23 protein-coding genes are annotated in these 24414 nt (G+C 48.5%); 12 read left to right on the plus strand and 11 right to left on the minus strand.

Features of this window, described 5'->3' with window-relative positions:
* Nucleotides 1-127 precede the first annotated feature (127 nt).
* Nucleotides 128-1492 (plus strand): histidine--tRNA ligase, encoded by a 1365-nt coding sequence (gene hisS / locus BGO59_RS30510; RefSeq protein WP_293690536.1) that lies wholly within the window; start codon nt 128-130, stop codon nt 1490-1492.
* Between the two features lie 91 nt (nt 1493-1583).
* Nucleotides 1584-2321 carry an FkbM family methyltransferase gene (locus BGO59_RS30515; RefSeq protein ID WP_293690538.1) on the plus strand — a complete coding sequence of 246 codons (738 nt, stop codon included), beginning with the start codon at nt 1584-1586 and terminating at the stop codon, nt 2319-2321.
* A 78-nt stretch (nt 2322-2399) separates the two neighbouring features.
* Here BGO59_RS30515 and BGO59_RS30520 read toward each other — a convergent pair whose 3' ends face one another.
* The 4 genes from BGO59_RS30520 to BGO59_RS30535 all read right to left on the minus strand — a co-directional run bounded on the left by BGO59_RS30520 (nt 2400) and on the right by BGO59_RS30535 (nt 8054).
* The gene (locus BGO59_RS30520; RefSeq protein WP_293690540.1) at nt 2400-3206 is read right to left on the minus strand and encodes a DUF3050 domain-containing protein; all 807 of its coding nucleotides are present in this window, start codon (nt 3204-3206) and stop codon (nt 2400-2402) included.
* Nucleotides 3207-3404: 198 nt separating this feature from the next.
* A complete protein-coding gene (cobA, locus tag BGO59_RS30525; RefSeq protein ID WP_293690541.1) occupies nt 3405-4160 on the minus strand; it encodes a uroporphyrinogen-III C-methyltransferase in 756 nt (251 codons plus the stop codon).
* Between the two features lie 78 nt (nt 4161-4238).
* The gene (locus tag BGO59_RS30530; RefSeq protein ID WP_293690543.1) at nt 4239-6389 is read right to left on the minus strand and encodes a nitrite/sulfite reductase; all 2151 of its coding nucleotides are present in this window, start codon (nt 6387-6389) and stop codon (nt 4239-4241) included.
* 690 nt (nt 6390-7079) lie between these two features.
* Nucleotides 7080-8054, minus strand: coding sequence for an AraC family transcriptional regulator ligand-binding domain-containing protein (locus BGO59_RS30535; protein WP_293690545.1), 975 nt, complete (start codon nt 8052-8054; stop codon nt 7080-7082).
* Between the two features lie 108 nt (nt 8055-8162).
* Between BGO59_RS30535 and BGO59_RS30540 the strand changes: the two genes are divergently transcribed.
* Genes BGO59_RS30540 through BGO59_RS30555 form a run of 4 tightly spaced genes read left to right on the plus strand, consistent with a single transcriptional unit; the run spans nt 8163 to nt 11615 of the window.
* Nucleotides 8163-8801 carry a DUF2807 domain-containing protein gene (locus BGO59_RS30540; RefSeq protein WP_293690547.1) on the plus strand — a complete coding sequence of 213 codons (639 nt, stop codon included), beginning with the start codon at nt 8163-8165 and terminating at the stop codon, nt 8799-8801.
* Between the two features lie 26 nt (nt 8802-8827).
* Complete coding sequence (locus tag BGO59_RS30545) at nt 8828-9355, plus strand: hypothetical protein (RefSeq protein ID WP_293690549.1); 528 nt, start codon at nt 8828-8830, stop codon at nt 9353-9355.
* Between the two features lie 23 nt (nt 9356-9378).
* Entirely contained in the window at nt 9379-10341 is a 963-nt protein-coding gene (locus tag BGO59_RS30550) for a peptidyl-alpha-hydroxyglycine alpha-amidating lyase family protein (protein WP_293690551.1), read from the plus strand.
* A gap of 47 nt (nt 10342-10388) precedes the next feature.
* Nucleotides 10389-11615 carry a serine hydrolase gene (locus BGO59_RS30555; RefSeq protein ID WP_293690552.1) on the plus strand — a complete coding sequence of 409 codons (1227 nt, stop codon included), beginning with the start codon at nt 10389-10391 and terminating at the stop codon, nt 11613-11615.
* A gap of 400 nt (nt 11616-12015) precedes the next feature.
* On the opposite strand, the gene BGO59_RS30560 is transcribed toward BGO59_RS30555, so the two are convergent.
* From BGO59_RS30560 to BGO59_RS30580, 5 genes are all read right to left on the minus strand, one after another.
* Nucleotides 12016-13485: a M43 family zinc metalloprotease gene (locus BGO59_RS30560; protein ID WP_293690553.1), complete on the minus strand. Its 1470-nt coding sequence runs from the start codon at nt 13483-13485 to the stop codon at nt 12016-12018.
* Between the two features lie 284 nt (nt 13486-13769).
* On the minus strand, nt 13770-14603 hold the full coding sequence (locus BGO59_RS30565) for a TlpA disulfide reductase family protein (protein ID WP_293690555.1): 834 nt from the start codon (nt 14601-14603) through the stop codon (nt 13770-13772).
* A 186-nt stretch (nt 14604-14789) separates the two neighbouring features.
* A complete protein-coding gene (locus BGO59_RS30570; protein ID WP_293690557.1) occupies nt 14790-15011 on the minus strand; it encodes a hypothetical protein in 222 nt (73 codons plus the stop codon).
* Nucleotides 15012-15404: 393 nt separating this feature from the next.
* Nucleotides 15405-15677, minus strand: coding sequence for a hypothetical protein (locus tag BGO59_RS30575; RefSeq protein ID WP_293690559.1), 273 nt, complete (start codon nt 15675-15677; stop codon nt 15405-15407).
* 150 nt (nt 15678-15827) lie between these two features.
* Complete coding sequence (locus tag BGO59_RS30580) at nt 15828-16076, minus strand: hypothetical protein (protein WP_293690560.1); 249 nt, start codon at nt 16074-16076, stop codon at nt 15828-15830.
* Between the two features lie 24 nt (nt 16077-16100).
* On the opposite strand from BGO59_RS30580, the gene BGO59_RS30585 reads away from it, so the two are divergent.
* Together BGO59_RS30585 and BGO59_RS30590 are read left to right on the plus strand one after the other, a co-directional pair.
* Entirely contained in the window at nt 16101-17192 is a 1092-nt protein-coding gene (locus BGO59_RS30585) for a tetratricopeptide repeat protein (protein ID WP_293690562.1), read from the plus strand.
* A 464-nt stretch (nt 17193-17656) separates the two neighbouring features.
* Nucleotides 17657-18280 (plus strand): hypothetical protein, encoded by a 624-nt coding sequence (locus tag BGO59_RS30590; RefSeq protein ID WP_293690564.1) that lies wholly within the window; start codon nt 17657-17659, stop codon nt 18278-18280.
* Between the two features lie 41 nt (nt 18281-18321).
* Here the strand turns inward: BGO59_RS30590 and BGO59_RS30595 are convergent, their stop codons facing one another.
* Together BGO59_RS30595 and menD are read right to left on the minus strand one after the other, a co-directional pair.
* A complete protein-coding gene (locus BGO59_RS30595; protein ID WP_293690566.1) occupies nt 18322-18846 on the minus strand; it encodes a DinB family protein in 525 nt (174 codons plus the stop codon).
* A 54-nt stretch (nt 18847-18900) separates the two neighbouring features.
* Nucleotides 18901-20646 carry a 2-succinyl-5-enolpyruvyl-6-hydroxy-3-cyclohexene-1-carboxylic-acid synthase gene (gene menD, locus BGO59_RS30600; RefSeq protein WP_293690568.1) on the minus strand — a complete coding sequence of 582 codons (1746 nt, stop codon included), beginning with the start codon at nt 20644-20646 and terminating at the stop codon, nt 18901-18903.
* 262 nt (nt 20647-20908) lie between these two features.
* Between menD and BGO59_RS30605 the strand changes: the two genes are divergently transcribed.
* The 4 genes from BGO59_RS30605 to trmB all read left to right on the plus strand — a co-directional run bounded on the left by BGO59_RS30605 (nt 20909) and on the right by trmB (nt 24402).
* Nucleotides 20909-21853 carry a hypothetical protein gene (locus BGO59_RS30605; RefSeq protein ID WP_293690570.1) on the plus strand — a complete coding sequence of 315 codons (945 nt, stop codon included), beginning with the start codon at nt 20909-20911 and terminating at the stop codon, nt 21851-21853.
* The gene (locus tag BGO59_RS30610) at nt 21853-23145 is read left to right on the plus strand and encodes a folylpolyglutamate synthase/dihydrofolate synthase family protein (protein ID WP_293690572.1); all 1293 of its coding nucleotides are present in this window, start codon (nt 21853-21855) and stop codon (nt 23143-23145) included. The genes BGO59_RS30605 and BGO59_RS30610 overlap by 1 nt, the downstream gene beginning before the upstream one ends.
* 25 nt (nt 23146-23170) lie before the next feature.
* Entirely contained in the window at nt 23171-23569 is a 399-nt protein-coding gene (locus BGO59_RS30615; RefSeq protein WP_293690574.1) for a hypothetical protein, read from the plus strand.
* A 170-nt stretch (nt 23570-23739) separates the two neighbouring features.
* Complete coding sequence (gene trmB / locus BGO59_RS30620) at nt 23740-24402, plus strand: tRNA (guanosine(46)-N7)-methyltransferase TrmB (RefSeq protein ID WP_293690576.1); 663 nt, start codon at nt 23740-23742, stop codon at nt 24400-24402.
* The last annotated feature ends 12 nt before the right edge of the window (nt 24403-24414 follow it).

Below are 24414 nucleotides of genomic sequence, written 5' to 3' on the forward strand. Positions count from 1 at the left end.
CGCTCGGCCTGACAGACGTGGTCGATACGGCGAAATCAGTATTCAACATGCCAGTATGCAGTCATAGGGGCATTTCTATAAACGATTCCAGATTACGGTAAACCATATAATTCTGTAATTTTGCCGGATGCAAAAACCGACATTACCCAAAGGAACGCGTGATTTTGGCCCGGAGCAAATGAGCAAACGGCTGTTTATATTTGACACCATCCGGCAAACCTTCAAACGATTCGGCTTTTTACCCCTCGAAACCCCGGCGATGGAGAATCTCTCTACCCTAACCGGAAAATATGGCGATGAAGGCGATCAACTGTTGTTTAAAATCCTGAACTCGGGTGATTTTGCGGCTAATCTGACGGAACTGGATATTTCTTCAGGGTATAAAAAATTAACCCCTAAAATTGCTGAAAAAGGACTGCGCTATGACCTTACAGTACCATTTGCCCGGTATGTGGTGATGAATAGAAATGCGCTGGCCATGCCCTTTAAACGCTACCAGATGCAACCCGTCTGGCGAGCCGACCGACCGCAGAAAGGGCGTTACCGGGAGTTTTATCAGTGCGACGCGGATGTTGTCGGGACCGACTCGTTGATTTGCGAAGCTGAAATTGTGCTGATGATCCACGAAGTATTCCGAAATCTGGGCATTCAGCAGTTCACCCTGAAAATCAATAACCGAAAGATTCTGGCGGGTATTGCCGAAGCCATTGGTGTACCAGGACAGGAGAGTACCTTATCGGTGGCCATTGACAAGCTGGATAAGATTGGGCAGGAGAAAGTGCTGGATGAACTGCGTGAGCGCGGATTTTCAGAAGATACCATTACTAACCTCTTACCACTTTTTTCGTTTACAGAGCTAGACATTCGACAGACTCTTGAGCAATTGAAGAACTGGCTGGCCGTATCGGAGACAGCTCAGAAAGGGATTGCTGAACTTGAAGAAACACTTCAGTTAGTGGGTGTTTACGGCTTACTAAACAGTCAGATAGAGCTAGACCCCACTTTAGCGCGTGGTCTTTCTTATTATACCGGAGCGATCTTTGAAGTGAAGGCAAATGGGGTAAGTATCGGTAGTGTGAGTGGGGGGGGACGCTATGATAACCTGACGGGGGCTTTTGGTATGCCCGGTCTGTCGGGGGTCGGGATCTCCTTCGGCGTCGACCGAATCTATGATGTCATGGAGGAACTGAACCTGTTTCCGGCTAGTACCGTGCAGGGAACACAAGTACTCATTGTGCCCTTCGATGCCGAAGCCCGACGCGTGGCCTTGCCTTTACTAAGCCAGTTACGGGTTTCGGATATAGCTGCTGAAGTGTATCCCGATCTGGCGAAAATAAAAAAGATGCTCGATTATGCCAATGCCAAATCGATTCCCTTCGTAGTATTGATCGGCTCAGAAGAAGTACAGACGGGGCTGCTTACGCTGAAAAACATGGTGACGGGCGAACAGCGTAAAGTAAGTGTAGAAGAAATCAGCAACTTGATTGTATAACATAAATACAATACCTGTTTCAATTGTTGAAACACTACTCATCTGTTAGCTATTTATAGCTTTGGGGTTTACTAAAAACTGGTAAAGGAAAATGGGTAAACTGGCAACGGCGGTAAAGGCCGTCTTTTCGTCGTTTGGGGTGTTTTTGGCCCGTAAATACCCCGATCAGGTCAATGGTCTGAAACTGGAAGATGATTTGCGTCAGCTTATCGGTCAGCCGAATCCACTATGTTTTGATGTGGGGGCCAATCAGGGCCAGACCATTCAACTCTTGCAGCAGTGCCTGACTAACCCGGTGATTCATGCCTTCGAACCTGCATCAACTACCTTCAACGGATTAGCCAGTCAATCGCATGGGCCAGGGGTGTCGCTGCATCAGCTTGCCTTTGGCGAACAGGCCGGAACGGCGGAGTTTCGGAATTACGAGCAGTCGGAGCTTAGTTCATTTTTGGCCGTTAACCCGGATAAATCCGAAAATATTTTCTTTGGTGAACAGGTTGCCTCCATAGAGTCGGTTAAAGTTGATACACTCGATGGCTTCTGTGCTGCCCAGGGAATTGACAAAATAGACCTGTTAAAGATTGATACGCAGGGCTTTGAGCTCCCTGTTCTGCGTGGAGCAACCAATTTACTGGCTCAGAAACGAATCGGTGCCATCTTGCTGGAGCTAAATTTTGCGCCTATCTATGAAGGGCAGTCCGATCCTCTTGCCATTCTCCAGTTACTTCGAGAGTATGATATGCGACTGGTCGATTATTATGAAAAAGAACGCATGACAGGCCGCGAACTGTCCTGGACGTCTGCGCTATTTGTATTACCCGCTTCATGAATGGACGCACGTTTGAGTAAATTACTCGTCAAACGTGCGTCTACAAGAACATAGTTGTCTGTTCGACAGATTGACAAATTAAACCAGATTTGCAAGAACTGGTTGGATAACCGATTGCTTCGACAGCAGGGCTTCGTAAACCCCATCCCATAGGCGAATGCGTTGCTGGAGTGAAGCGATGGTAGCCTGTTCGGCCTCCTGCCAGAAGGTTTCATTCTCCCCGCATAAATTTGCCGTCATTTGCAGGGCCAGGTGACTATGGTGATCTCCATCCACTTCAATATGCCGTTCCAGGTAATAGGTAAACTGTGAAATGTTGCCCGGAAAGTTGGCATTCAAATCCTGAATCATCGATATAAACATACCCGGAATCAGATCTTCCCGGCCAAACGTGAACACAGCCGATTGCAGATGCGGTTTCTGGCTATGGATAACATCAAACGTATAGCGGACGAAATCATAGGCGGCTGTTGGGGTTTCTGAGTCAAGAAGGGCTTTTTCCAACGAACCGCTTTCCTGTAAGGTCGACAGAAAGCGCATGATCTGACTGCTGTCTGCCCCAGCTTGCTGCATGGCATCCAGATACATTTCGAAATGGCTTTTCCGCTCACCCAGCAGATCAACGTCCGACTCTTCGCCCGCTACGATCTCGTTGATGAGGTACCGCGTATCGGCTGATCCCCTTGGAAACCAGGGTACTGAGGTACATGTCAGGTTATTCTGTAATGTTTTGAGTAATGACATGAAGTCCCAAACCGCATAGACGTGGTACTGCATGAAAACGGTCAGATCATCAATGGTTTTAATGGCTGAATAGACCTTATGGTTGATAATTTCCTGCCGGAACGGCTCGATTACTGCTTTTAGTCGGTCAATTGGTTGCATGATGAATTGATTATAAAATGAGAGCTAGCTTGTTGAGGGCTAGCTATCGGTGTTGTACGATTTTGCGGTTACAAAAATACATACGACAGCCCGTGATTGTCGGATTTGCCTGACAAAACACGGGCTGTCGTATGTATTTATTCGTAAGCTTTATGGTAATTCTTCTGAATCAGTAAGGAGTACCGTATAGGATCGCCATTACGGATTATCCTGGTCGGAAGTCTGGGAAAGGGCTACCAGGTCCGAAATAGCCAGTTTAGCTACTTCACCGACCACGATAATGGCAGGATTACCTACACCCGCTTCTTCTGTCTTCTGGACAATGTCCGATACACGGCCAATCACTACCTGCTGTTCGGGGAGGGTGCCATTCTGAATAATCGCCACTGGGGTGTCTGATTGACCACAGTCGGTAAAAACGGCCATGATCTGGGCCAATTTATGCATCCCCATCAATACCACTACTGTAGCCGTTGACTGGGCGGCCAACTGCAGATCGTTTGAGAATTGCCCATCTTTCGTCGTACCCGTAACAACCCAGAAGCTTTCGGATAGCCCCCGTGTGGTCAGTGGGACACCGGCTGAGGCAGGCACGGCGTAGCTACTGGAAAGACCAGGCACAACCTCAGTGTTAATACCATGCTGCCGGGCAAACTCAATTTCTTCATAGCCCCGTCCAAATACAAACGAGTCGCCCCCTTTCAGTCGAACCACATGGCCATACTGCCGGGCATAATGGACAATTAGCGGGTTAATATCTTCCTGCATACAGGAATAGGCACCCCGGCGTTTACCCACATACACCTTAAGCGTGTCGGGTCGGCAATAATCCAGCAAATCAGGGTGAACGAGCGCGTCGTACATGACCACATCGGCCTGACGCAGCACTTTAATACCTTTTACCGTTATCAAATCCGGGTCGCCAGGGCCGGCCCCCACGAGTGTTAATTTCATATGTGAAAGAGTGAAAGAGTGAAAGAGCGTTTCTTGGGCGAGGGATTCATTCGCACATTCACTCTTTCGCTCTTTATGTCAACTATCCTGCGCCTGGGTTAATTCCTGTAATTCAGGAGCGCCTTCGAGCTCGATCTGGGTTTCGCGATAGGACTGTATGGTTTGCAGAAACGCTTCAGCCTGGGCAACGAAGCGCTGGGCAAACGCTTCGGAAGGTTCCTGCTTATTGATGCTGAATACCAAGGCTTTAAATTCGCCTTCCTCCTGATGAAAATCGGATTCGCCCAAAAACGTTTTATCGAAATCACTAACAATACCGTGCTGGGTATTGGTCGGAACATCACGGCTCATCAGCGCGGCTTTTGCCCCGGTGATGAATACGTTATACCCATGATAAAGTGCATCAGCCCAGCGGCTTTCGGCCAGCGCTTCCCGCGCCCAGCCTAGTTTTTCAGATGCTTCGGTCAAGGTGGTCGCTACCAGGTCGATCAGGACACTGGCACATTCACCAATCCCCACTTCCGTAACGTATTGTTCGGTGTGATCCCAGTCGATGTAATCGCTATTCACCAGTGTTTTTAGATCGGCCAGGGGCTTTAAGAGCTGGTAAAAATAGTTTTTACCTTGCCGGGCATAGTAATCGCTGTAATATTCACCCTCAAAGGCATTGGCTTCATAATCCCGTAGCAATGCCCGTAACGAATGCGGACCACGTTTGGCGGGAATTTTGATCACCTTATCGGCAATCAACCCTTCGCCTTTCCCGTTGAAACCACCGCCCAGCAACACCTGCAAAGCGGGTAACACATAGGCACCATTTTTCAACGATGAACCGTGATACCCAATATTGGCCACTGAGTGCTGCCCACAGCCATTCATACAACCCGAAATCTTAATTTTGATGTCGTTATTGTAGATCAGCTCAGGAAATTCATCGGTCATCATCGTTTCCAGGGCTCGGGTAATACCATAACTACTGGAAATAGCCAGGTTACAGGTATCCGTACCGGGGCAGGTAGTAATGTCGGCGGTTGTATCAAAACCGGGCTCAGCCAGACCGAGGCTGTTCAGGGCCTCAAAGACCGCTGGTAAGTCCTCCGGCTTAACGAACCGAAGCAGATAGCCCTGGTTGACCGTAACCCGAATATCATCGGCAGCGTAGGTTTTGACGATCGTTGCCAGTGACCGGGCTGTATCGGAATGCATATCGCCCAGTAAAACCCGTAGCTGAACCGCATACCAGCCCGTCTGCTTCTGCTCGAATACATTCGTTTTCAGCCAGCGCTCAAATTGGGGATTGTCAGGGATAGTGCTCGGTGCGGGGGCATCCAGTCGAGGGGCGGGTTCAGAAGCAAACAGTGCATTGCCAGCCTGGGCATCCACAGCAAAGGATTTAACCCGGAGAGCTGGGGTTTCGCCCTCGATGCGATGGAGTAATTCATCCAGACCAATGTCGTTAAGGAGGTATTTCATCCGCGCTTTATGGCGTTTCTGCCGCTCTCCATAGCGGTCGAATACCCGAATTACACCCTCGATGAACGGGATTACCCGATCTTCTTCCAGAAACTCAAAAGCCGTTTGAGCCGGGAAGGGCTGAGCCCCCAGGCCTCCGCCCAGCATGACCTTAAAGCCCTGTTTCCCATCCTGGATACGGGCAATCAGGCCTACATCGTGCATATAGCCATAGGCCGAATCCTTTTCGCTGGAAGAGACCGAAATCTTGAACTTTCGACCCATATCCTGGCAGATCGGATTCCGCAGGAAATAATCGAAAATGGTATAGGCATACGGCGTGATATCGAATGGCTCTTCGGGGTCGACACCCGCTCTGGCCGAACCCGTTACGTTCCGAACGGTATTGCCACAGGCTTCCTTCAGCGTAATGCCTGCATCTTCCAGATCGGCCCAAAGCTGGGGTGAGTCGGCTAGTTTGACAAAATGGAGCTGAATATCCTGTCGGGTAGTCGCGTGGAGATTACCCGTTGCGTATTTATCCGACAGATCAGCAATCCGAACCAACTGATCGGCCGTTATACGACCGTGCGGTAGTTTGATACGGATCATCTGAACCCCCGGCTGCCGCTGACCATACACCCCTCGGGTCAGTCGGAATTTGCGAAACGCTTCATCCGCTATATCACCCTGCTGGAATGAGCTGATTTTCTGCTGGAGGTCCAGAATGTCGCGCCGGGCGACGGTACTCACGTTGTCGGAGAATAGGATAGACATAAAGTATATTGTCTATAGAATTAATCAACTAATATCTTAAAAGGAAACGCCGGTTCCATCCGGCGCTTGATTCTGTTGTAAAGATAAAGCCAATCAGGGTAGATAAAGTTCAGGAATGTCCCAACTTATGGTTATGGACGATAAATAAATGTTATGATAAGGCGTATAAGGTACTTCGACAGAATCGTACGCATCGGTTTAAAACCGATGCTGCCTTTAGGTGCATGCCGTATTAATATTGGGCATAACCAAACAAACGAGGCAACTATTTTTCTTGTGTTCGAAATGATTTAAAAAGTAAATAAATGCATCGCAAATTCAGCTACAATGTGAGATTGTTGACGGTCCGCCGTGGCGGTTTGATTCATGAGATGGCATTTTGAGACTTTACTATATACGAAATGAATTTGCTATGGCAATAACTATTCTTATCTCATGAATAGGGCATTTCAAGCGACAGTGTGTTTTAATAACTGTTGACGACTATCTGTATCATACGCATTGTCGCTACGGTTGAGATAAGCATTGAGGTCAACAAACCCAAGTTTAGGTGTAAAAAGGGGCCAGATGCGCTGGTGTTTACCGCTAGTGCAGTTTATACTGCCTCAATACCTAAAAAAAGGCTCTAACTCGTTTAAATTTCCCCAAAAAGTGAACTTCTAAGGCCAAAAAACCTACTGAATAAGCACCTTATCTCCTTGTTCTACGTAAAAAACGATTGAGAGAGGCCGAATCGCTGAACCCTAACAGATCGGCCAGTTCCGCTTTCAGCATCCTGGGTGAAGTAAGTTCGTAATAGGTTGCCAGTTCAAGCCGAACTTCATCCAGAATGGACTGAAACGATAATCCCTCTCGCTGAAGTCGTCGCTGAAATGAGCGGGGCGATTGAGAAAACTGATGAGCTACCGACTCAAGTGTTGGTTTAGCCAGGTTATGCTGTTGTTCTAACGTTCGTTTTACCTGCCAATACAGCGAACTGCTATCCTGCAAGAAGGGAGCTAGCTCTAATTCATAAACCCGGAGGGCTCGCTCGTTGGCTGAAGGAACCGGAGAAGACAAAAGAGCACGAGATAAAGTAATCTGTAGGTAGGGGTAATCAAATTGAACCGGACAATTGAAGTAGGTTTCTACCAAATCAACAGGGCCGATTTTAGGATAAGGTATTGCTAAAGCTAATGGAATGACCTGCTGACCTAAATATTCCCGCTTGTGGCGTAATGAGAAGCCAATATTATGTTCAATCATCTGCCGGGCAGCCATGGGATACGCGGCTTGCCAGGCTGGGTCACTGGCGGTAATGATGTGTACATGCTCCCCGTCCTCTTCCCAGTGATAGGTGTTGATACCATCTAGCCAGCTTATGTAGCGCTGCATCGCTGTCAGCATGTCCGCCAGCGTGGCAGAGCTTTGGTATAAGCCGCCCAAGCTTCCCAGCATCGACAGCGGAGTTCGAAAGCCCAGTTTAAGTCCCAACCGTTCATCGCCAGTCTGGCCTACCATGTTTTCCAATAGTTGACCAAATACGTCCGCTGACAGGGTGAAGTCATCTTGAACCAGGGTTGATCGGCTTAAACCAACTGAGCTCAATAGCCTGTCGATATCAATTGACTGATCATCAAGTTGAGTAACCAGCGTACGCAGAATGAGATCATTTAGCTGTTTCATCTTTTGAAATACACCTCATGTCGTGATTAGTCAAATTATTGTCGTTGTAAGTGCTGATCCATGTATATCTATTTTCTCAACTTTGCCCCCAACAAAACCTCCTTCGTTATGAAGCTGATAATTAAGCAAATAGTCTGGCTGATACTCGTAATTACCTGTTTTTCCGCTTGTGAACCGGCTCCCTTACAACCCGCTCAATCATATGCTCAGTTCCAATCGTTTAGTCAGCTTGAGATCGGTAGCGGATTTTCGGTTGAGCTTCAACCCGGACTTCAACGCCAGGTTCTTTTATATGCCACCAATGATCAACAGGAACGGTTATCTATCCGGGAGACGAATGGGTTACTTTCCATTCACATACAAGGCAATCGGGGCACTACTCAGCCACGTCTACTGATAACGACACCTGTGCTGGAGGCTCTGACTCTACAGGGGCAAACCCAGCTTACGACCGGTCATTTTGATCTGCCTGCATTACAGGTTCACTTAATGGGTAGCTCAAGTATAACCATGACGGGCAAAATTGATCAATTGACTGCTTCCCTAACAGGAGGCTCCATTTATCATGGTTTTGGAGCACCAACCCGGCTCGCTACGATGAGTTTATCAGGTGGTAGCGAGGCTCAATTGAATGCTAGCCAACGCATAGATCTAACCGCAACGGGCGGGAGTCTTCTGCGGTACAAAGGTTCCGCTTCAGTAGAGCAGAACATACTGCTCGGTGGTAGCCGAATTGTTCCAGAATAATCCTAGAGTTGTCACCGCTTCCTTGTATGAACACGATCCGATTTTTTTTGCTCTTAAGTCTGTGGCTACCCCTAAGGGGTAATGCACAAACTACGCCCACTACCTTTTTGGCCAAGCACACGGTTTTCGCGGAGCTGGCTGGAAAAGGGGCCGTTTATTCGCTGAACTATGACCGCATCATTCGACAGGCTGGTTTGACCTGGAGTGTTCGGGCTGGTACCATGTATTTGCCTTCAACCAACATAACAGGGGCGTCCCTGTTCGTGCCATTAGCCATCAATGCCTTTACGGGTAAGAGAAACCATCACCTTGAGTTTAGCTTTGGGCAAACGCTGCGCTATTTTACCGGCTATACAGTGGAAGGCCAGTTAGTAAAGGGGAAACTGGACTATCCCCTCACATTTGCCGGGGTTGGCTATCGATACCAAAAACCAGGTGGTGGTTTGTTTGCTTCTGTCACGGCTTTGCCATCTTTCAGGCCTTTCCGGGGTGTTGACGGACTCCGGGTAGATTTTCTGCCCTGGCTGGGTCTAGGCCTTGGACGAAGTTTTTAGCACTACTAACGCTTATGAAGAACATGATGATTCTCGTTAAAAAGTCGGTCAAGTGTAGCTTAGGTGTCTTACTGGCGACAGTTGCATGGAGCTGCGAATCCGAACTTACACAATCGCCAGCCTATCGGGTAGATGTTTCATTTCCAAAACTGCCCGCCAACCAACCGATGGGACAGGCCTCCGGCGTCGCGGTAAATAGTAAGGGCGAAGTGTGGGTTTACCACCGCGAGGAGCGACCCTTCCTGGTATTCGATGCCAAAGGCAATTTCCTCCGCGCTATCGGAACTGATAAAAAGAAGGGAGCGCACGGATTACGGTTCGATACTGACGATAATTTGTGGATAACGGACTACCTGAACCACACGGTCAAAAAACTGGATCAAACCGGTACTGTTTTATTAAGCTTAGGACAGGAAGGGATTGCCGGGGACGATTCTGCTCATTTTAATCAGCCAACTGATGTTGCTTTTGCCGCCAATGGTGACTTTTATATTTCCGATGGATACGGCAATGCCCGGGTGGTCCAGTACAATCGACAGGGTAAATTTATCCGTCAGTGGGGTACACATGGTAGTAGTCCGGGTCAATTTAATTTACCCCACGCGGTTCAGGTGGATTCGAAAGGGAATGTGTATGTCGCTGATCGGGAAAATTTTCGAATTCAGGTGTTTACGTCCAATGGGCAGTTTATTCGACAACTAACTGGATATTCACCTTATGGCATGTTTGTAACGAAGGATGATTTATTGTTTGTTGTCGATGGGAAAGCCAATCGGCTTTACAAAATGACGCTGACCGGGGAGCAACTGGCCAGTTGGGGCGGAGGGCCAGGAGATGATATAACGAAAGAGTTAGGCAAAAACTTTGTACTAAGACTGAAGCAAGGGGCTTTCTCCATGCCCCATGCCATTAGCGTAGGCCCTGACGGAGCAGTCTATGTTGCCGAAATTAATGGCCAGCGAGTTCAAAAGTTCATGCCTGAGTAACGATCTGTCCCTCAACCGGACAGAGGCTCATTTTATACACCAGCAGAATGATGAAAGTTACACCACCAAGCTTCTCTACCTTCTGGGGGAAGTTATGTCTCGGGTTACTCAGTGTATTGGTCGTTGGTCTGGCCGGACTGTATTGGAAATCACCGACTTTGATGACCATTCTGTGGTATCGGCAACCGAATCCCCAAACATTCCGTCATTTTCCGCAGGAGGCTATTGAAGCCAATTCACATCCCTTTCAGTTTACTAAGGCAGTTCATCCGCGAAGAGATCTGGACACCTTATCGGTTTATGATGGCCGACATCAACTACTGTCGCTGACCGATTATTTGCGGGCGGGTAAGACATCCGCCTTTGTTGTGATTCGAAACGACTCTATTCTCTATGAATACTATGGTCCGGGCTTTAGCGATACAGCCACTGCCAATGTATTTTCTGTTGCCAAATCAGTACTGGCTATTTTAGTCGGGGTCGCTCTGGAAGAAGGTGCTATCCAGTCACTGGACGACCGGATTACAGACTACCTGCCTGAATTAAAGAAGAACTCCGCCTTTAAGGCGATAACAGTTCGTCATCTGCTGACCATGAATTCAGGGCTGGCCTTCAAACGTAAAGGTGGTGGTCTGCTAGCTGATTTATTTTCGGATGAAGCGCTGTATTATTATACCGATAATAGTAAACAGCAACTGCTGACGAGTAAAGCAGCGTCAAAGCCCGGAACTCAGTGGCAGTACAAGAATATTGATCCACTCTTGCTGGGTTGGCTTCTAGAAGCGGCTACTCATCAGCGGTTGGCCCTGTATACACAAACTAAACTTTGGCAACCTATTGGAGCGGCCTACCCAGCCAGTTGGGGAGTAGACCATGCTGGAGGACTGGCCAACACCGCAAGCAGCTTTCAAACGACGCCCCTTGATTTAGCCAAGGTCGGCCGTCTTTTTCTGTTGGCCGAACAAAGCGGCAAAACACCCGTAGTATCGGCGAACTGGTTGAGTCAGTTAACCCACCTTGACCAAACCAATAATTCGCCACCGAAAGGGTGGACCCAGACTCGGCATCAGTATTATTGGTGGCTTCCTCAAAAAGAACCAACCGGGGATTTTGCCGCTGAAGGAATGCTTGGCCAACGGCTTTATGTCGATCCCACTACGCATACCATTATTGTCCATTTCGCTGGAGGTGGTGCAGGTGATTATCCATATCGAAAAGTGACCGCTTTCCTGGCTAACAGACCTTTTATTTATCCAAAACAGTTGATTCGTTAAATCATTCAACGTTTTCCATTATGCTGAAAAATATACCGGTAACGACTAGCAAAGAATGGCTTTAAAGTCTGCGATAAGTTCGTTATGATTAACTGCTTATGAGTGCGCACTCAGCACATTTGTCTTACATCATAGGCAACAATTCAACCCCTGGTTTACTGAAGAAACACGTAGGTAAAGTAATGGCAAATCGGGCGCGATACAAATACTCCTCTTGAATTCAGACCGATTTATAAATCGATTTATTCTCAAAAAAACACTCGTTCCCTTTTACACTGAACTTGTAAACATCCGTTTTAGTACTCCATTGTTTTACAACTGGGACGATCCTAGTCCTTGTAGGCACACCAACACCAATTATTCTACTGATTCGTAGATTACAGAACTTCCTTCTAAGATGTTAATCAATTATTGTCCCTGTTGCTGGTATCCACCGGGCATCCCGTTTGCTTGACTGACGGCTAGTGGCTAGGGAGGTGGGCACATAGCTCCCCCGCTCGAGAACCGTGCGCATCATACCCACTTGATCCTGGGTAAAACTCCGCCGGGGGGTGATATAGTAGTCCATCACGTAGTCCGATACGAAAGCCGCTCGCTGACAATTGTACTTCAAACCATTTGCATCAGCGTATGCCTCCAGATGCAGAGGCACGTCGGCAAATTGCCCAATACCTGTGCAAGTAGGCGAAAATGTATGGCCTAAACCCAAAAAGTGACCCAGTTCATGAGCTAAATTACTGCCAACTTTTGGTAAACCTAGCGGAGAAATGTATACTGCGGGCAGCTCAGTCTTGGACCAATCAGCCATCGTTAGATCCGCGCAGCTGGGTGGCGGGCTACCCTTTGGTAACAGCGTGGGTATAGTAGCATAAGAGTACTCTGCGGGGTAACGCCGATACCAGTCAATACCGATGACCACGTTGAGATATTGACGAGGGCACCATTGGTGCAGCAAATTACCTACAATGCGCTGGGCTTGAGTAGCCGAATCGGGATTAGTAACGCTCAAGGGATGCAGCCCTGCCACAGCCAGCGGTTGGCCCGCCGGATCCTGGGGAGCAGGGTAGAACTCAATATACGCATCAGCCTGGTTGGGTGTGCTCGAGAGCAGCGCCCGGCGATAGATTTGATTGACCTCAGCAAGTAGCGCGGCTGGATCGACCTGGTTAGCCATCGCCCGAGGAACGTGCATGATCACTGGCAACCGAATCAAGGGATAGCTGATAGCTGGGCGAGCGGTCACTAGGATGCCATTGGAAGGCACGCCCAAGAATGAGCTATATAATCGGTGAGGACCTACTTGACGAGTGGCAAAGTAAGCCGCAGTCGGCTGAGGTTGATCATCAGCTACTAGTTGAGGAGCTGGATAATCCGCAGGATCTAAGGATTTGCCCTGTTTGGGAATTAGCTCGTAGCTCAGGGGGAGCTGACTGATCGAATCAGCGTTGAGCAGCAGAACGGGTGCTTTGAGGAGAACTTGCCGTAAGTAGTCAGCCGCCCGGCTTACAGTAAGTACGAGTTGGTCTTCGCTAACTCGATTTTTGACGCGGGCCGAGATGGTGTACTGGCCAGGCTCCGGGAAGGTAAATGTATTGCCCGCAATGACTTGTCCGTTGACCAGGAATTGAGGTGGAGCGGGTGGGGCGGTGAATGCCTGGTTCTGATCGTAGTAGTAGAGTTCAAAGCTTAGTTGACGGTGTAGAGAGTCTTCCCAAAAGTACACGGTTTTTGGGGGCTGGTTGCCCATCAGCACTACTTGTAATCGGGCTTTCTTTGACACCTCATCGGCTGGTGGGCGACAGGTTAAGATAGTCATTGCCAGTAGTACAAGGCAGCATATACCTAGCCAGATGCGTTTTAGGTAAGGCATGGACGTAGATCGGTTGAGTAACCCACCAAAAAGATGCAACCCTCTGTTATATACCTGATGGCTGAACAACTGCCTCCACAATGATAGTTGACGACTCATGGATTGCCGTGTCATTTTACCCTACCAGCTACTTAATTCTTACGTATGTATAAGTAAACTATCTCCTAAAAGGGGTGTTTCATGAAACGCCCAAAAAGCAGTTTTTAGCTGGTGAATGATCACAAACGAACCCGTAAATTAGGGTCATTCGATTTCGTTTTGACTTTTGCAACAGCCACTCATCGTTATAAAACTGCCCCCGATAGAATACAATTATTAGTTTGTTTTTTGATTAGCTGAATAGTGTAGTTTTTGTGGACTCTCGTCGAAAGCGTTTTGTTCAAAGCATATACTACCCCGTGATAATTGTCGACTTTTTTAATAACTACCTCCTTTTTATTAACCACAAAGTGCATAGGATAAGAACCAATCTTTAAAGTCTTCTCCAAGTATGACGCCTGATTGGGCACGATGGCATAATCAAACTTTTTTTTCTTGAGGAAAGCGGCCACCTTATCCGGAGAGTCTAAGCACAGACTCACAAATTCGATATCAGGACGATCTTTGTAACGCTGTTTTAAGGCGTTTAAAGCAGGCATCTCGGCTACGCAAGCCACACAATGAACGAACCAGCACTTCAGCACCAGCGTTTTTCCCGCCATTGTTTCTGGAGAATAAACCTTGCCATTCATATCAACAAAGCGATAGTTGGGTAGGGGCTTCCCCTCCGCTTGGGAATAAGTATACTCATTTTGAGCCCATTGTTGAAGAACGGCCTTAATGCCTTTATCCACTTGGGCAGGTAATGGATACAGTTGATAGAGTGCAGTTGTATCCGTTGGCTGTAGGCGTAAAGGCAAATAGCGACCGGTCGATAGGGCTCGGAGAAAGTTCTCTTTAGGGATTGGTTTTGACTGGTTATCTACGGCTTTGTAGTCTTCGTAGAGCCGAACATATTGCTGTTGGTAAGCCCAAAAACTGGCAAAATCTTTCAATATACGATTAGGGTCAGCGACCGGCTTTTTAGCCATGCATGTACTCATCAGAATGAGCAGCACAAAGCAGATCACAGCAATCATAACTACGCATAAGAGGCTAAGTGAGAACAAACCTACCGAGTTAGTTTCATGATTAATAAAGATTGAGAAGTGAATAATTGTGTATGAAAGCCAATCTACCAAAATTTCGGATTCATAGGTAAAATCTCAATAATTGCTCTTTTGGGGGAGCGCATGGGGCGCCTATAAAAGTATTGTTCGGAAGGCCTAAACATCCAGCAAGCCCCGTTCATTAAATACGTTCTCTTCTTTCAACAACGCATCGACTTGCTTGTCAAGCTTAGGTAAGTACAAAGCCTGAATATAAACTGTATCCACGGGATTAAAGGAGACTCCGCCAGCTAACTCATAGCCGCTTGACAAACGATCAACTACTTGAGATTCGAGTAATTCAAGGCTTTCGGCGGCTTCAACGACGTATACTTTCATAACTATAGGGATTTTGTCAGTATGCTGACCATGATTGATAAACTAGTTCAGCGTAAATACAGGTTTCTGTTCTCGCTTCAAGTGTGGTGGTAACTCAGACTTTTAAGACTGATAAAAACCGTAGATAATAAAGCTTGCCAAGATTGATTCTATGATCCAGATTGTACGCGTATTCGAATGAGTAAGTCGACCGATTATCCAATGACTTAGTAAACAAACAGCCATAATAGGAATGCCAAGGACAATCTCAAGCGGATAATCTCGCTTCTGTTCAGGTGTTCCGTACAGCATATAAAATAAGCCATGTAAGATCTCGTAGAGACCCACTAACGCCCCCAGCGTCAGCGGTGTAACCCAGGTTAGTAACTTCTCAATAGTCATGGGGGTAATTCGTTATGAGACAAAAACCTTGACCATTTTCCGCTCCGCCCGGAAGTAGAGAAAGGCATCCGTAGCCGTTTCGGGTTGGTGGGCCAGGAGTGGTTGACCCATCGGTGAAAGCTTTGGGTCGGGTAGGGCTTTGCTAACCGAAAAAGGCTGGATGTCAAATTGAGATTTAATCTGTTTGCATCGTTGGCTGAGTTCGATCGCACCGGCGCACCGGCGTGACTTGATCCAGGAACGAACCAAAGCGGGATTGGCCGCAGCGGGGGCTAAAGGACGCATCGGCCGAAGCTCAAGCGAAAGCCCGAGCTTTGAAGTCGATTTATGTTCTTAAAAGCCATCAGCCAAGTGCCAGGTTGGTAGACATAATGTATGAAAGCATCTTTTCCCGGTGGGCGATGCTTTATGAATCTGCAAATAAACCTGGTCCCGTTAAAACACCGCATTCCGTTCGCCCGTCGCTTGCCAGTCCGTATCCATTTCCTGGAATCGGGCGGCCACTTTAGTCAGAAAAGATTCGTCGAGTAAAGTAGGTATGCTTTCTGGGTCAATCAGATCCAGCTCACTGACTTTATACGTCTGCTCGTAGGGACCCGCTTCAATTTTGACGATATATTTGCTGTTCCAGGCGTACAGCCCGATTCGGAATTGTGAGTGAGGGATGTCCTGAACGAAACGCATACGTAGTATTAATTGAGAATGACGATGGAAAATGAATCGCTAACCACCTTCTGGAAGAAGACAAAAGTAATAGGCAGAACCATTCCACAGTTAATTTGTGCCGTATTCATAATCCATTGTTCATTACTCATTACTCAGTGCACTCGCGATACCGATGAAGCGGCTCAGTTTTTCCTAAAAGGAAACGTACAATTGCAGAAGCGTGAGTATCGGGAGGCTATTCGGTATTATTCGGAGGCCATTGCCAAAAAGGCTGATTTTGCCGATGCGTACAACAATCGGGGGCTTGCCAAATTTCGGAACGATGATCGGGAAGGAGCACTGGCCGACTATACCCGAGCCGTTGATCTGGACCCTGATTTTGCCACGGCTTATTTTAATCGCGCGGAAGTTCGGCTGGAACTGGGGGATGCGACCGGGAGCCTGGGTGATCTGGAGCATATCGAAAAACAATACCGCGATTCGACGTTTTACCATTCCCGCCTTGGCGACGTGTATACACAACTGAATCGGGTAGGGCCTGCCCAGGCCGCCTACGACCGGGCTCTGCAACTGGCTCCAGCCAATGTCGAAGCACTGACCAATCGGGGGGCGTTGTATTTTACACAAAAAGCATACGGTTCCGCTCAGCAGGATATCCGCCGTGCCTTACAACTGAATCCCAAACAGGATGCTGCCCTGAACAATCAGAGTTTGCTTCTGGCTCATGAAGGGAAGTATGCCGAAGCGTTGCCGTATGTTGAACAGGCATTGTCATTACAGCCCCGTCAACCGTATTACCTCAATAACAAAGCGTATCTGCTCCTGAAACTGAATCGCCCAGCCGAAGCCTTCCCCCTGGTAGAAGAATCGCTGAAACGGAACGATCAGAATGCCTGGGCACACCTGACCATGGGACTGTACTGGCTTAATCAACATCAACCGACAAAAGCCGTTACTGAATTTCGCCGGGCCGAAACCCTGGATGCCTCGGTCGAACACCTCTATTATTACCTTGGAGCGACGGAATGGGCAATGGGGCATACGGCCGAAGCCTGTACGGCCTGGCAGCGTGGTGATGCCGCTGGCGATGAACAGGCTCGCTTGGAATACAGAACCAAATGTAAAAAAGGCTAATGCACTATTTTGAATTCAAGAATGCCTCATAAACGTTTTTTATAGTACGCTTTTCGCTTCTACTAATGCCAATACAGCCGCTTAAATTAGAAATTAAGTACTTGGACATACCTTTGCTGGATGAGGACCAAACGCTACATTCATTTAGAACCCAGTGAGGTCATTTTTTAAAAAGTTTGGTTGGGCCAGTTGGCGACGCTGCGGTTCCTCGCCTAATCTGAATCCACCCTAAAATATACCTGCTAGTTCGACGTGCATCATTACGCAGTCGGCGCTGGTTTAACACACGCAACTGATAGAGCTGACATTAAAGAAGGTTAATGTTGCCGAACTTTCAAAAACTAGTAATATTGTCAACCGGTACGAAGCCGTCAGGCTGGCAATGGCAGAACAGACAACGGCAGCAAAAAATAGCGGATGTCAGTTTGTTGGTGACAGGCCATAACGGACACCCAAATTTCGCAATGAAAATATCCCTGTTTGTTCTACTTAGTGCCATCAGCCTGTGTAGGGGCTACGCCCAGTCAACAGCAGACTCCGCAGTCAACCGAAATAATAGTCTGAAAATTAACCCACTGAGTCTTATTGTCGGCGACGTATCTGTATTTTATGAACGGATGCTGACCAAACGTGCATCGCTGGTGGGTGGGGTGGGCTTCGGTTCGGAAACGTATGAATATCACAACGCCAACAACCCCTCGCCGAGATTATTTCACTATAAGCGGGTTACATTGGAATACCGGCACTATTTCCCTCGGCGTCCTTCTTCCCCCACTGGCTTTTACGCGGGCGTATACGGTCGCTATGCTGGGCTCACGCTCGATGACTATCAGTTCGACAATCAGGGTACGATTGTTCGAGACCCGAGCGGGAAGTTAGTCAGGGCTATCCAGCAGCTTTACGTCTGGATGCCCGGCGCTATGGCTGGTGTACAGACAAGCACACCGCGAGTAGTGGTCGATTTATTTCTGGGACTTCACTATCAACTACCAACCAGCAGTCCCCCTCTCAAGGCAGTCCTGCCAGAGCAGATGAGCCGGAAAGGGTTTACTCCCCGCTTTGGGCTGACCTTGGGCTATCGGTTTTGATGATGAGATCGTGTAAGGTCTGACAATCAGGGCTATCTCCGTTAATAGGTTGCCAGCGCTAGTCGGATATGAGCGAGGTGATGCTGAAGGTGCCAGGCCGACATGGCCAGTGCCTGAGCCTGGTTGATCCAATACTGCCGGACCGGATGGTAATACTGAATAGCCTGTTGGGTATCTGTCAGCGTTTCCCCCAGTCGTACGTAACGAGGGGTAATCCCTTCCAGCATACGAATTGAATCGTCGATGGGGGCTGTAGTAGCATCCGGGGTATTGACCCAGGCATCCATGTCGATCAGGGTCACAGTCGTATAATCCGATTCGGTCAGTGCCTTTTTCATCCGAAAGAAATGAAGAAACTGAATATCGGCTACGTGATGAATCAATTGCTGTACGGTCCAGCTTCCTTCCCGATACGTTTTGGTCAGGTCGTTCGGGGTGAGGGTAGAAGCAATGGCCCGATACTGTGCGGGACTGTCAGCAATTGTCGATAGAATTGTATTCAGTTCATCGGTTGAGTAGGTTGATTGAAGGTTAAAGGGGCCGATTGGATACCTGCGGTCTTGCATAACTTGACGGTAAACGTTTTTAGATCAATGGATCTGGTGGATTGATAACTATAACTACAGTTTTAGTTTATTACTGTTTTGGGTTTTATAGGCTAAAAACTGCGCCTGATTAGCCAATTTATCCGTTGTGATCTCCAACAAGCTGGCCTGATTGCTGGATTGGAAAAAGGCGGGTAGGAGAGAATCCAATTTGTCCCGTGTCGCACAGACCTCATAGTGCAGCCTGGCGTCGGCAGCGGTATTCCGGGCCGTATACCCATGCGGAGTTTCGAAATAGGTTTCCAGTTCGGGCTGGCGACTGGGGCCGTCGATAATCCGAAAAATATGCCCCCCATCATTATTCAACAGAACAATCCGCAGGTTATTGGGGATCGGAGCTGACCAGAGTGCGTTTCGGTCATAGAAAAAGGCAACATCCCCAATAAGCAGGGTAACGATCTGATCGGTTTTGAGTGCAGCACCTAATGCCGTACTCAGGCACCCATCAATCCCACTGACCCCCCGGTTAGCCGCTACCTGAATGCCCTGCTGTTCGGCTAGATCGCAGAGATTGGCGTAGCGTACGGGCATGCTATTGGCCAGGTGTAGAATGGAATTAGGTGGGAGCTGTTCCAGAACGGTCTGAACCGCCGACCAGTCAGTAAGAGGTTGATCAGGTTGAGTCAAAACGCGTTGCACCAGTCTGGCGGCCTGTCGATCAGAAGCCTGCCAATGGTTTAAAAACTGACGCTCATCGTCCTCATCATCGCCCTGAAGAAAGCGCTGGTAGTCAAGATCGGCGAATAGTTTTTCCAGAAAAGCCGTTGGTTCGCTGGGAATGAGGGTCGTAAGGCTCTGGAAGGCATCCGTGACCCGATCGACGGTTGGCTGGATGTGCCAGTGTCGACGGGCGGGGTAGTTCCGAAAGAAGGTTTTCAGATTTCGGGTTAGGAACGAACCGCCGAAGGTGATGAGCAGATCGGGGCGGAGTGCATCGGCCTGCTGCTCGTCCAGATCGGCCAGCATCGTATCGGTATGGGTAATAAACTGTCCATTGTCAGCCAGATTGCTGATGAGCTCCCCCACCACGGGAATTCCCCATTCGTCGGTTATCTGCTTCAGAACCGACCGTAAAGCCGGATTGGGGGGAAGCTGCCCAACGGCAATCAGGATGCGGGTGCTTTGTTCCCACTCGGTTTGTAGCCGATGCCAGGTTTCTGGAGCTAAGGTAGGCGTAGCGGTTAGGGTATCAATGCGCCGAACCCGTTCAAACACGAACGATTCATCCGCTTTTGGGTAGAAAGGTTCCCGCAATGGGACATTCACATGCACGGGTCCGGGCGGGTCCAGTTCACAGAGCGTAATGGCTTCGTTGAGTGAGCGTTCAATGGTCCAGCGGGCATCGGGATGGGTGTAATCGGCCGGGAGGTCATAACTTCGCTTTACCTGGTTACCAAAAATACCGACCTGGTCGATGGTCTGCCCATCCTGCTGGTGTAGCCATTCGTGAGGCCGGTCGGCGGTCAGCAGTAGGAGAGGCACCTGTTGAAAATAGGCTTCGGCTACGGCGGGCGCCAGGTTATACACGGCACTGCCTGATGTACAGATTACGGCTACCGGTTTTCGGCTTTGCTGGGCAATGCCTAATGCGACAAATCCCGCTGACCGTTCATCGGCCATTACCCGAACCTGTAACTGTGGATGTCGGGCAACGGCCAGGGTTAATGGAGCAGAACGAGAGCCCGGCGAAACGATCACATCGGAAATTCCTTTTTGAGAGAGTAGTTCAGCGATGTTAACGATAGGCTGAAGAACGGGCATGGTAAATGACGATTTATAGAAATAGATTGTCGACAGTAAACAGGGTCTGTTGGCAGTCTGGGTTGCAAACATACGCGGAAAGCCAATGCCCAGACGGGCTTTGTGTCGAAGAATTTACGTTACTTTGTTCAGTTTACAGTCTCTACGCCCTACAGATTCACCGTATCATAAACGATGTGTTCGGTTTCTGCGTTATTAAACACAAACGAATTGACGAACACATCTGAACAATCCTATCCCGAATTAGCCCAACAATTCAGCCATGAACCGCATTACATTTGAGAACGAAGACGAAATTCGGGTCAAATCCTTAGCCGGAGCTGTTGTGATTAACGTCCTGTTGATTATTATTTTGCTGCTGGTAAAGCTTACGCAGACGATCCCCAATCCACCCCCGATTCAGTTTGTGGAGGTGAATTTTGGGACGGATGCCCGGGGGAGTGGTCGGATTCAAACCTATAATAAAGCATCCGATTCACCCAGAGCGGAGGATGTAAAACCTGCCGAGAAACGCCCAAATCCAAAAATCAATACGACCCCACGTATCGAAAAGGTAAAGGCGACTCCGAGTCCAAAGGTGGAGGACGCCAAACCGGCAAAAACAGCTACCGAAAAACCGCTGATCGTCAGTAAAGCCGAAAGCCCGGTGACCACCCCCGAGCGGCCCGAGCCGAAGCGGGTTGAAGCACCCAAAAACACCGCACCCGTAGAACGGCCTGTTCCGCCAGCGCCTACCAAAAAAGTAGAAACCGTCAACACCGATGCCCTGTTTAAAAAATCCTCGGGTGGGGGTGGGTCAAACGGGACCGTTGGCAAAGCGTCGGGAAATGGGGGTAATAATAACGGTGACGATGCCAGTGGTGTAGGGGATAAGGGGAATCCAAACGGTAAGATTAACGCCAAAGAGTTTTACGGAACCCCTGGTGGCGCGGCTACAGGGGTTGCCTTCGATGTATCAGGCTGGTCGATGGCGAGCCGCCCAGCCGTTAATGATGATTCGGATGAAACCGGAAAGATCGTTTTTAAAATTACCGTCGATGGCGATGGTGAAATCATCCGGGTCCAGCAGCAGCAGTCAACCGTGAGCCCATCGGTGGCCGAGCAGTATCGGAAAGCGGTTCAGCGACTCCGCTTACGGCCTAAAGGCGGCTCAACACCTCCTACATCGACAGGAACCATTACCTTTATCATTAAGGCAAGAGATTAATGCAGTACACGGAAGCGATCGACTATCTCTATAGTCGGCTCCCAGTTTTTCACCGGATAGGTCCCAAAGCCATCAAACCCGGTTTGGGTAATACCCTGGCGCTTTGCGAAGCCCTAGGGAACCCGCATCAGCAGTTTCGGAGTATCCACGTAGGGGGTACCAACGGCAAAGGCAGCACGTCCCATATGCTGGCGGCTATCTATCAATCGACTGGTTACCGCGTCGGTTTATATACCTCGCCCCACCTGCAATCGTTCACGGAGCGTATCCGGCTCAACGGGCAACCGATTCCGGAAGCCGACGTGGCCGCGTTCGTGGAACGGTACCAAGGGGTAATCGAATCGATCGAACCGTCGTTTTTCGAAGTGACGGTCGCCATGGCTTTTGACTATTTTGCCCACCAGCAGATCGATCTTGCCATTATTGAAGTGGGGTTGGGCGGTCGACTCGATTCTACGAATGTTATTACTCCGCTGGTGTCTGTCATTACCAATATTGGATACGACCATACGGATATTCTGGGGGATACGCTGCCTCAAATAGCGGGAGAAAAAGCGGGGATTATCAAACCGGGGGTTCCTGTAGTGATTGGCGAAACCCATCCCGATACGCAGGCTGTGTTTACGAAAAAGGCCTTAGAGCAAGAGGCTCCCCTTGTTTTTGCCGATCAGGTTTACACGGTAGTGGATAAGGGTATCCTGAAAGGGTATCGGCAGGTAGCGATCAGGGCTAATACCGACGAACAACCGGAATTCTATGAGCTCGATTTGCTGGGTGCTTACCAATTGCATAACCTGCCTACGGCCCTGGCCACTATTTCGGTGTTGCAATCTAGCTTTCCGGTGCCTGTTTCGTCCATACGGCAAGCTCTCGGTGCGGTCAGCGTGCTGACCGGATTAAAGGGACGGTTTCAAACGATCCGTCAACAGCCCCGCGTCGTTGCCGACACCGCCCATAATCAACCGGGCCTGGAAGCCCTTTTCGAAACCATTCATAGCCTTACCTACGATACCCTACGGATTGTATTGGGGGTAGTAGCGGATAAAGATCGGACTAAAGTGCTGGAGGTTGTACCGCCGTCCGCCGTCTATTACTTCTGTCAGGCCCATACACCCCGTTCGCTTCCGGCTGAGGTACTACAGGCCGAAGCGGCTGCCGTTGGGCGACTGGGGAATGCATATGCCGATGTGAACCTGGCGTTAGTGGCTGCTCTGGAGGAATCGTCGCCCAATGACCTGATCCTGATCACCGGTAGTAACTATACCATTGCCGAATTGGTGGATTTAGGATAGTTTTGCTAAAGAACTACTTTCGCCTATGAAATCCATTCCTATTTTGCTAATGCTTTGGTTGATTGGATCGACCAGCCTCATTGCCCAGAATCCGTCTGTAGAGAACGAAAAATTTGTCTTTCTAAACAACGGCGCAACGGTTGGTATGATCATCAAATCGGTCGTTAAAGCTGATAAACAGCGGCTGAAATTAACCGACCAGCAACTACCCAAAGCCAAAGAAATTATTACCAATGCCGTGGTTAAATTTAACAATGGTGTGAAGCAGTTGAAGGCAGTTGGTATGAATCAGGCGAAGCTCCGTACGCTGGCTGTTGGGGTAGAGACTGAGAAAGTACTTGCCTATAAATCGATCCTGACGACTCAACAGTATACTACCCTGGTTGCTCAGCATAAGAAGGTATATCCTGAAGCTAAACTCTGAGCTATCTAGATAGGCAGCGTGAGTTGAAGCCTACCTGGCTACCGGCAGGGACGGATTATTCAGTTAGTTAAACCCTGCTCGTTCGCCTTCCCCTGACTTCACGGATCTTTTTCTATTCGTTTATTTTTATTAGTTGAATGGCTGCTTGGCGGCCTTATTTTTTTATTTCTGTGACACGACGAAAAACGCACCGCTTTCTGCAAAATGCCGAGAGTCTAAATGTTATTGAAGCTGGTAAACCCCTGTATAAAACCATTCGCGGAAATTGGGGGTCTGAATATTTTAGGAACGATAATCCGATTGTATTGGAGCTTGCCTGTGGCAAGGGCGAGTATACTGTAGGGCTAGGACAGGCGTACCCGACCACTAATTTTATTGGGGTAGATATTAAAGGGGATCGAATTGCGCGAGGCTCTAAGGCGGCTCAAATGCTTGGCTTATCGAACGTCGCGTTTTTACGTACCGATATAAATTTTCTACAGGAATTCTTTGAGGCAGGAGAGGTATCTGAAATCTGGATTACGTTTCCAGATCCTCAGCCGAGACCGAAGCAGGAGAAACATCGATTGACACACCCTCGTTTTTTAACGATCTATAAACAGCTTTTAAAACCGGGTGGAACGTTGCATTTAAAAACAGATAATCCAGAATTATTTGCCTACAGCTTGGAGCAGGTCAGTGCAAATGGAGGTATTGATTTACAATTCACAACTGACCTATATAAATCACCGTTGAATGAAATTCACATTGGTATAAAGACAAAGTACGAAGAGTTGTTTTACAACAAAGGATTTACAATCAACTATTTACAATGTAAAATGGGTGCGATTTAACTATGTAATCGC

It is taken from the genome of Spirosoma sp. 48-14 (genome assembly GCF_001898575.1).
Taxonomy (GTDB): domain Bacteria; phylum Bacteroidota; class Bacteroidia; order Cytophagales; family Spirosomataceae; genus Spirosoma.

Bases quoted from the DNA above. Each gene is read 5' to 3' on its own strand.
- BGO59_RS30570 (WP_293690557.1), bottom strand. From the start codon at position 15,011: ATGAAAGTATACGTCGTTGAAGCCGCCGAAAGCCTTGAATTACTCGAA.
- hisS (WP_293690536.1), top strand. From the start codon at position 128: ATGCAAAAACCGACATTACCCAAAGGAACGCGTGATTTTGGCCCGGAG.
- BGO59_RS30605 (WP_293690570.1), top strand. From the start codon at position 20,909: ATGAACCGCATTACATTTGAGAACGAAGACGAAATTCGGGTCAAATCC.
- BGO59_RS30560 (WP_293690553.1), bottom strand. From the start codon at position 13,485: ATGCCTTACCTAAAACGCATCTGGCTAGGTATATGCTGCCTTGTACTA.
- BGO59_RS30520 (WP_293690540.1), bottom strand. From the start codon at position 3,206: ATGCAACCAATTGACCGACTAAAAGCAGTAATCGAGCCGTTCCGGCAG.
- BGO59_RS30555 (WP_293690552.1), top strand. From the start codon at position 10,389: ATGATGAAAGTTACACCACCAAGCTTCTCTACCTTCTGGGGGAAGTTA.
- BGO59_RS30610 (WP_293690572.1), top strand. From the start codon at position 21,853: ATGCAGTACACGGAAGCGATCGACTATCTCTATAGTCGGCTCCCAGTT.
- BGO59_RS30515 (WP_293690538.1), top strand. From the start codon at position 1,584: ATGGGTAAACTGGCAACGGCGGTAAAGGCCGTCTTTTCGTCGTTTGGG.
- BGO59_RS30595 (WP_293690566.1), bottom strand. From the start codon at position 18,846: ATGCAAGACCGCAGGTATCCAATCGGCCCCTTTAACCTTCAATCAACC.
- menD (WP_293690568.1), bottom strand. From the start codon at position 20,646: ATGCCCGTTCTTCAGCCTATCGTTAACATCGCTGAACTACTCTCTCAA.
- BGO59_RS30565 (WP_293690555.1), bottom strand. From the start codon at position 14,603: ATGATTGCTGTGATCTGCTTTGTGCTGCTCATTCTGATGAGTACATGC.
- BGO59_RS30540 (WP_293690547.1), top strand. From the start codon at position 8,163: ATGAAGCTGATAATTAAGCAAATAGTCTGGCTGATACTCGTAATTACC.
- BGO59_RS30590 (WP_293690564.1), top strand. From the start codon at position 17,657: ATGAAAATATCCCTGTTTGTTCTACTTAGTGCCATCAGCCTGTGTAGG.
- BGO59_RS30550 (WP_293690551.1), top strand. From the start codon at position 9,379: ATGATGATTCTCGTTAAAAAGTCGGTCAAGTGTAGCTTAGGTGTCTTA.
- BGO59_RS30585 (WP_293690562.1), top strand. From the start codon at position 16,101: ATGGAAAATGAATCGCTAACCACCTTCTGGAAGAAGACAAAAGTAATA.
- BGO59_RS30535 (WP_293690545.1), bottom strand. From the start codon at position 8,054: ATGAAACAGCTAAATGATCTCATTCTGCGTACGCTGGTTACTCAACTT.
- BGO59_RS30615 (WP_293690574.1), top strand. From the start codon at position 23,171: ATGAAATCCATTCCTATTTTGCTAATGCTTTGGTTGATTGGATCGACC.
- BGO59_RS30575 (WP_293690559.1), bottom strand. From the start codon at position 15,677: ATGCGTCCTTTAGCCCCCGCTGCGGCCAATCCCGCTTTGGTTCGTTCC.
- BGO59_RS30545 (WP_293690549.1), top strand. From the start codon at position 8,828: ATGAACACGATCCGATTTTTTTTGCTCTTAAGTCTGTGGCTACCCCTA.
- BGO59_RS30530 (WP_293690543.1), bottom strand. From the start codon at position 6,389: ATGTCTATCCTATTCTCCGACAACGTGAGTACCGTCGCCCGGCGCGAC.
- cobA (WP_293690541.1), bottom strand. From the start codon at position 4,160: ATGAAATTAACACTCGTGGGGGCCGGCCCTGGCGACCCGGATTTGATA.
- BGO59_RS30580 (WP_293690560.1), bottom strand. From the start codon at position 16,076: ATGCGTTTCGTTCAGGACATCCCTCACTCACAATTCCGAATCGGGCTG.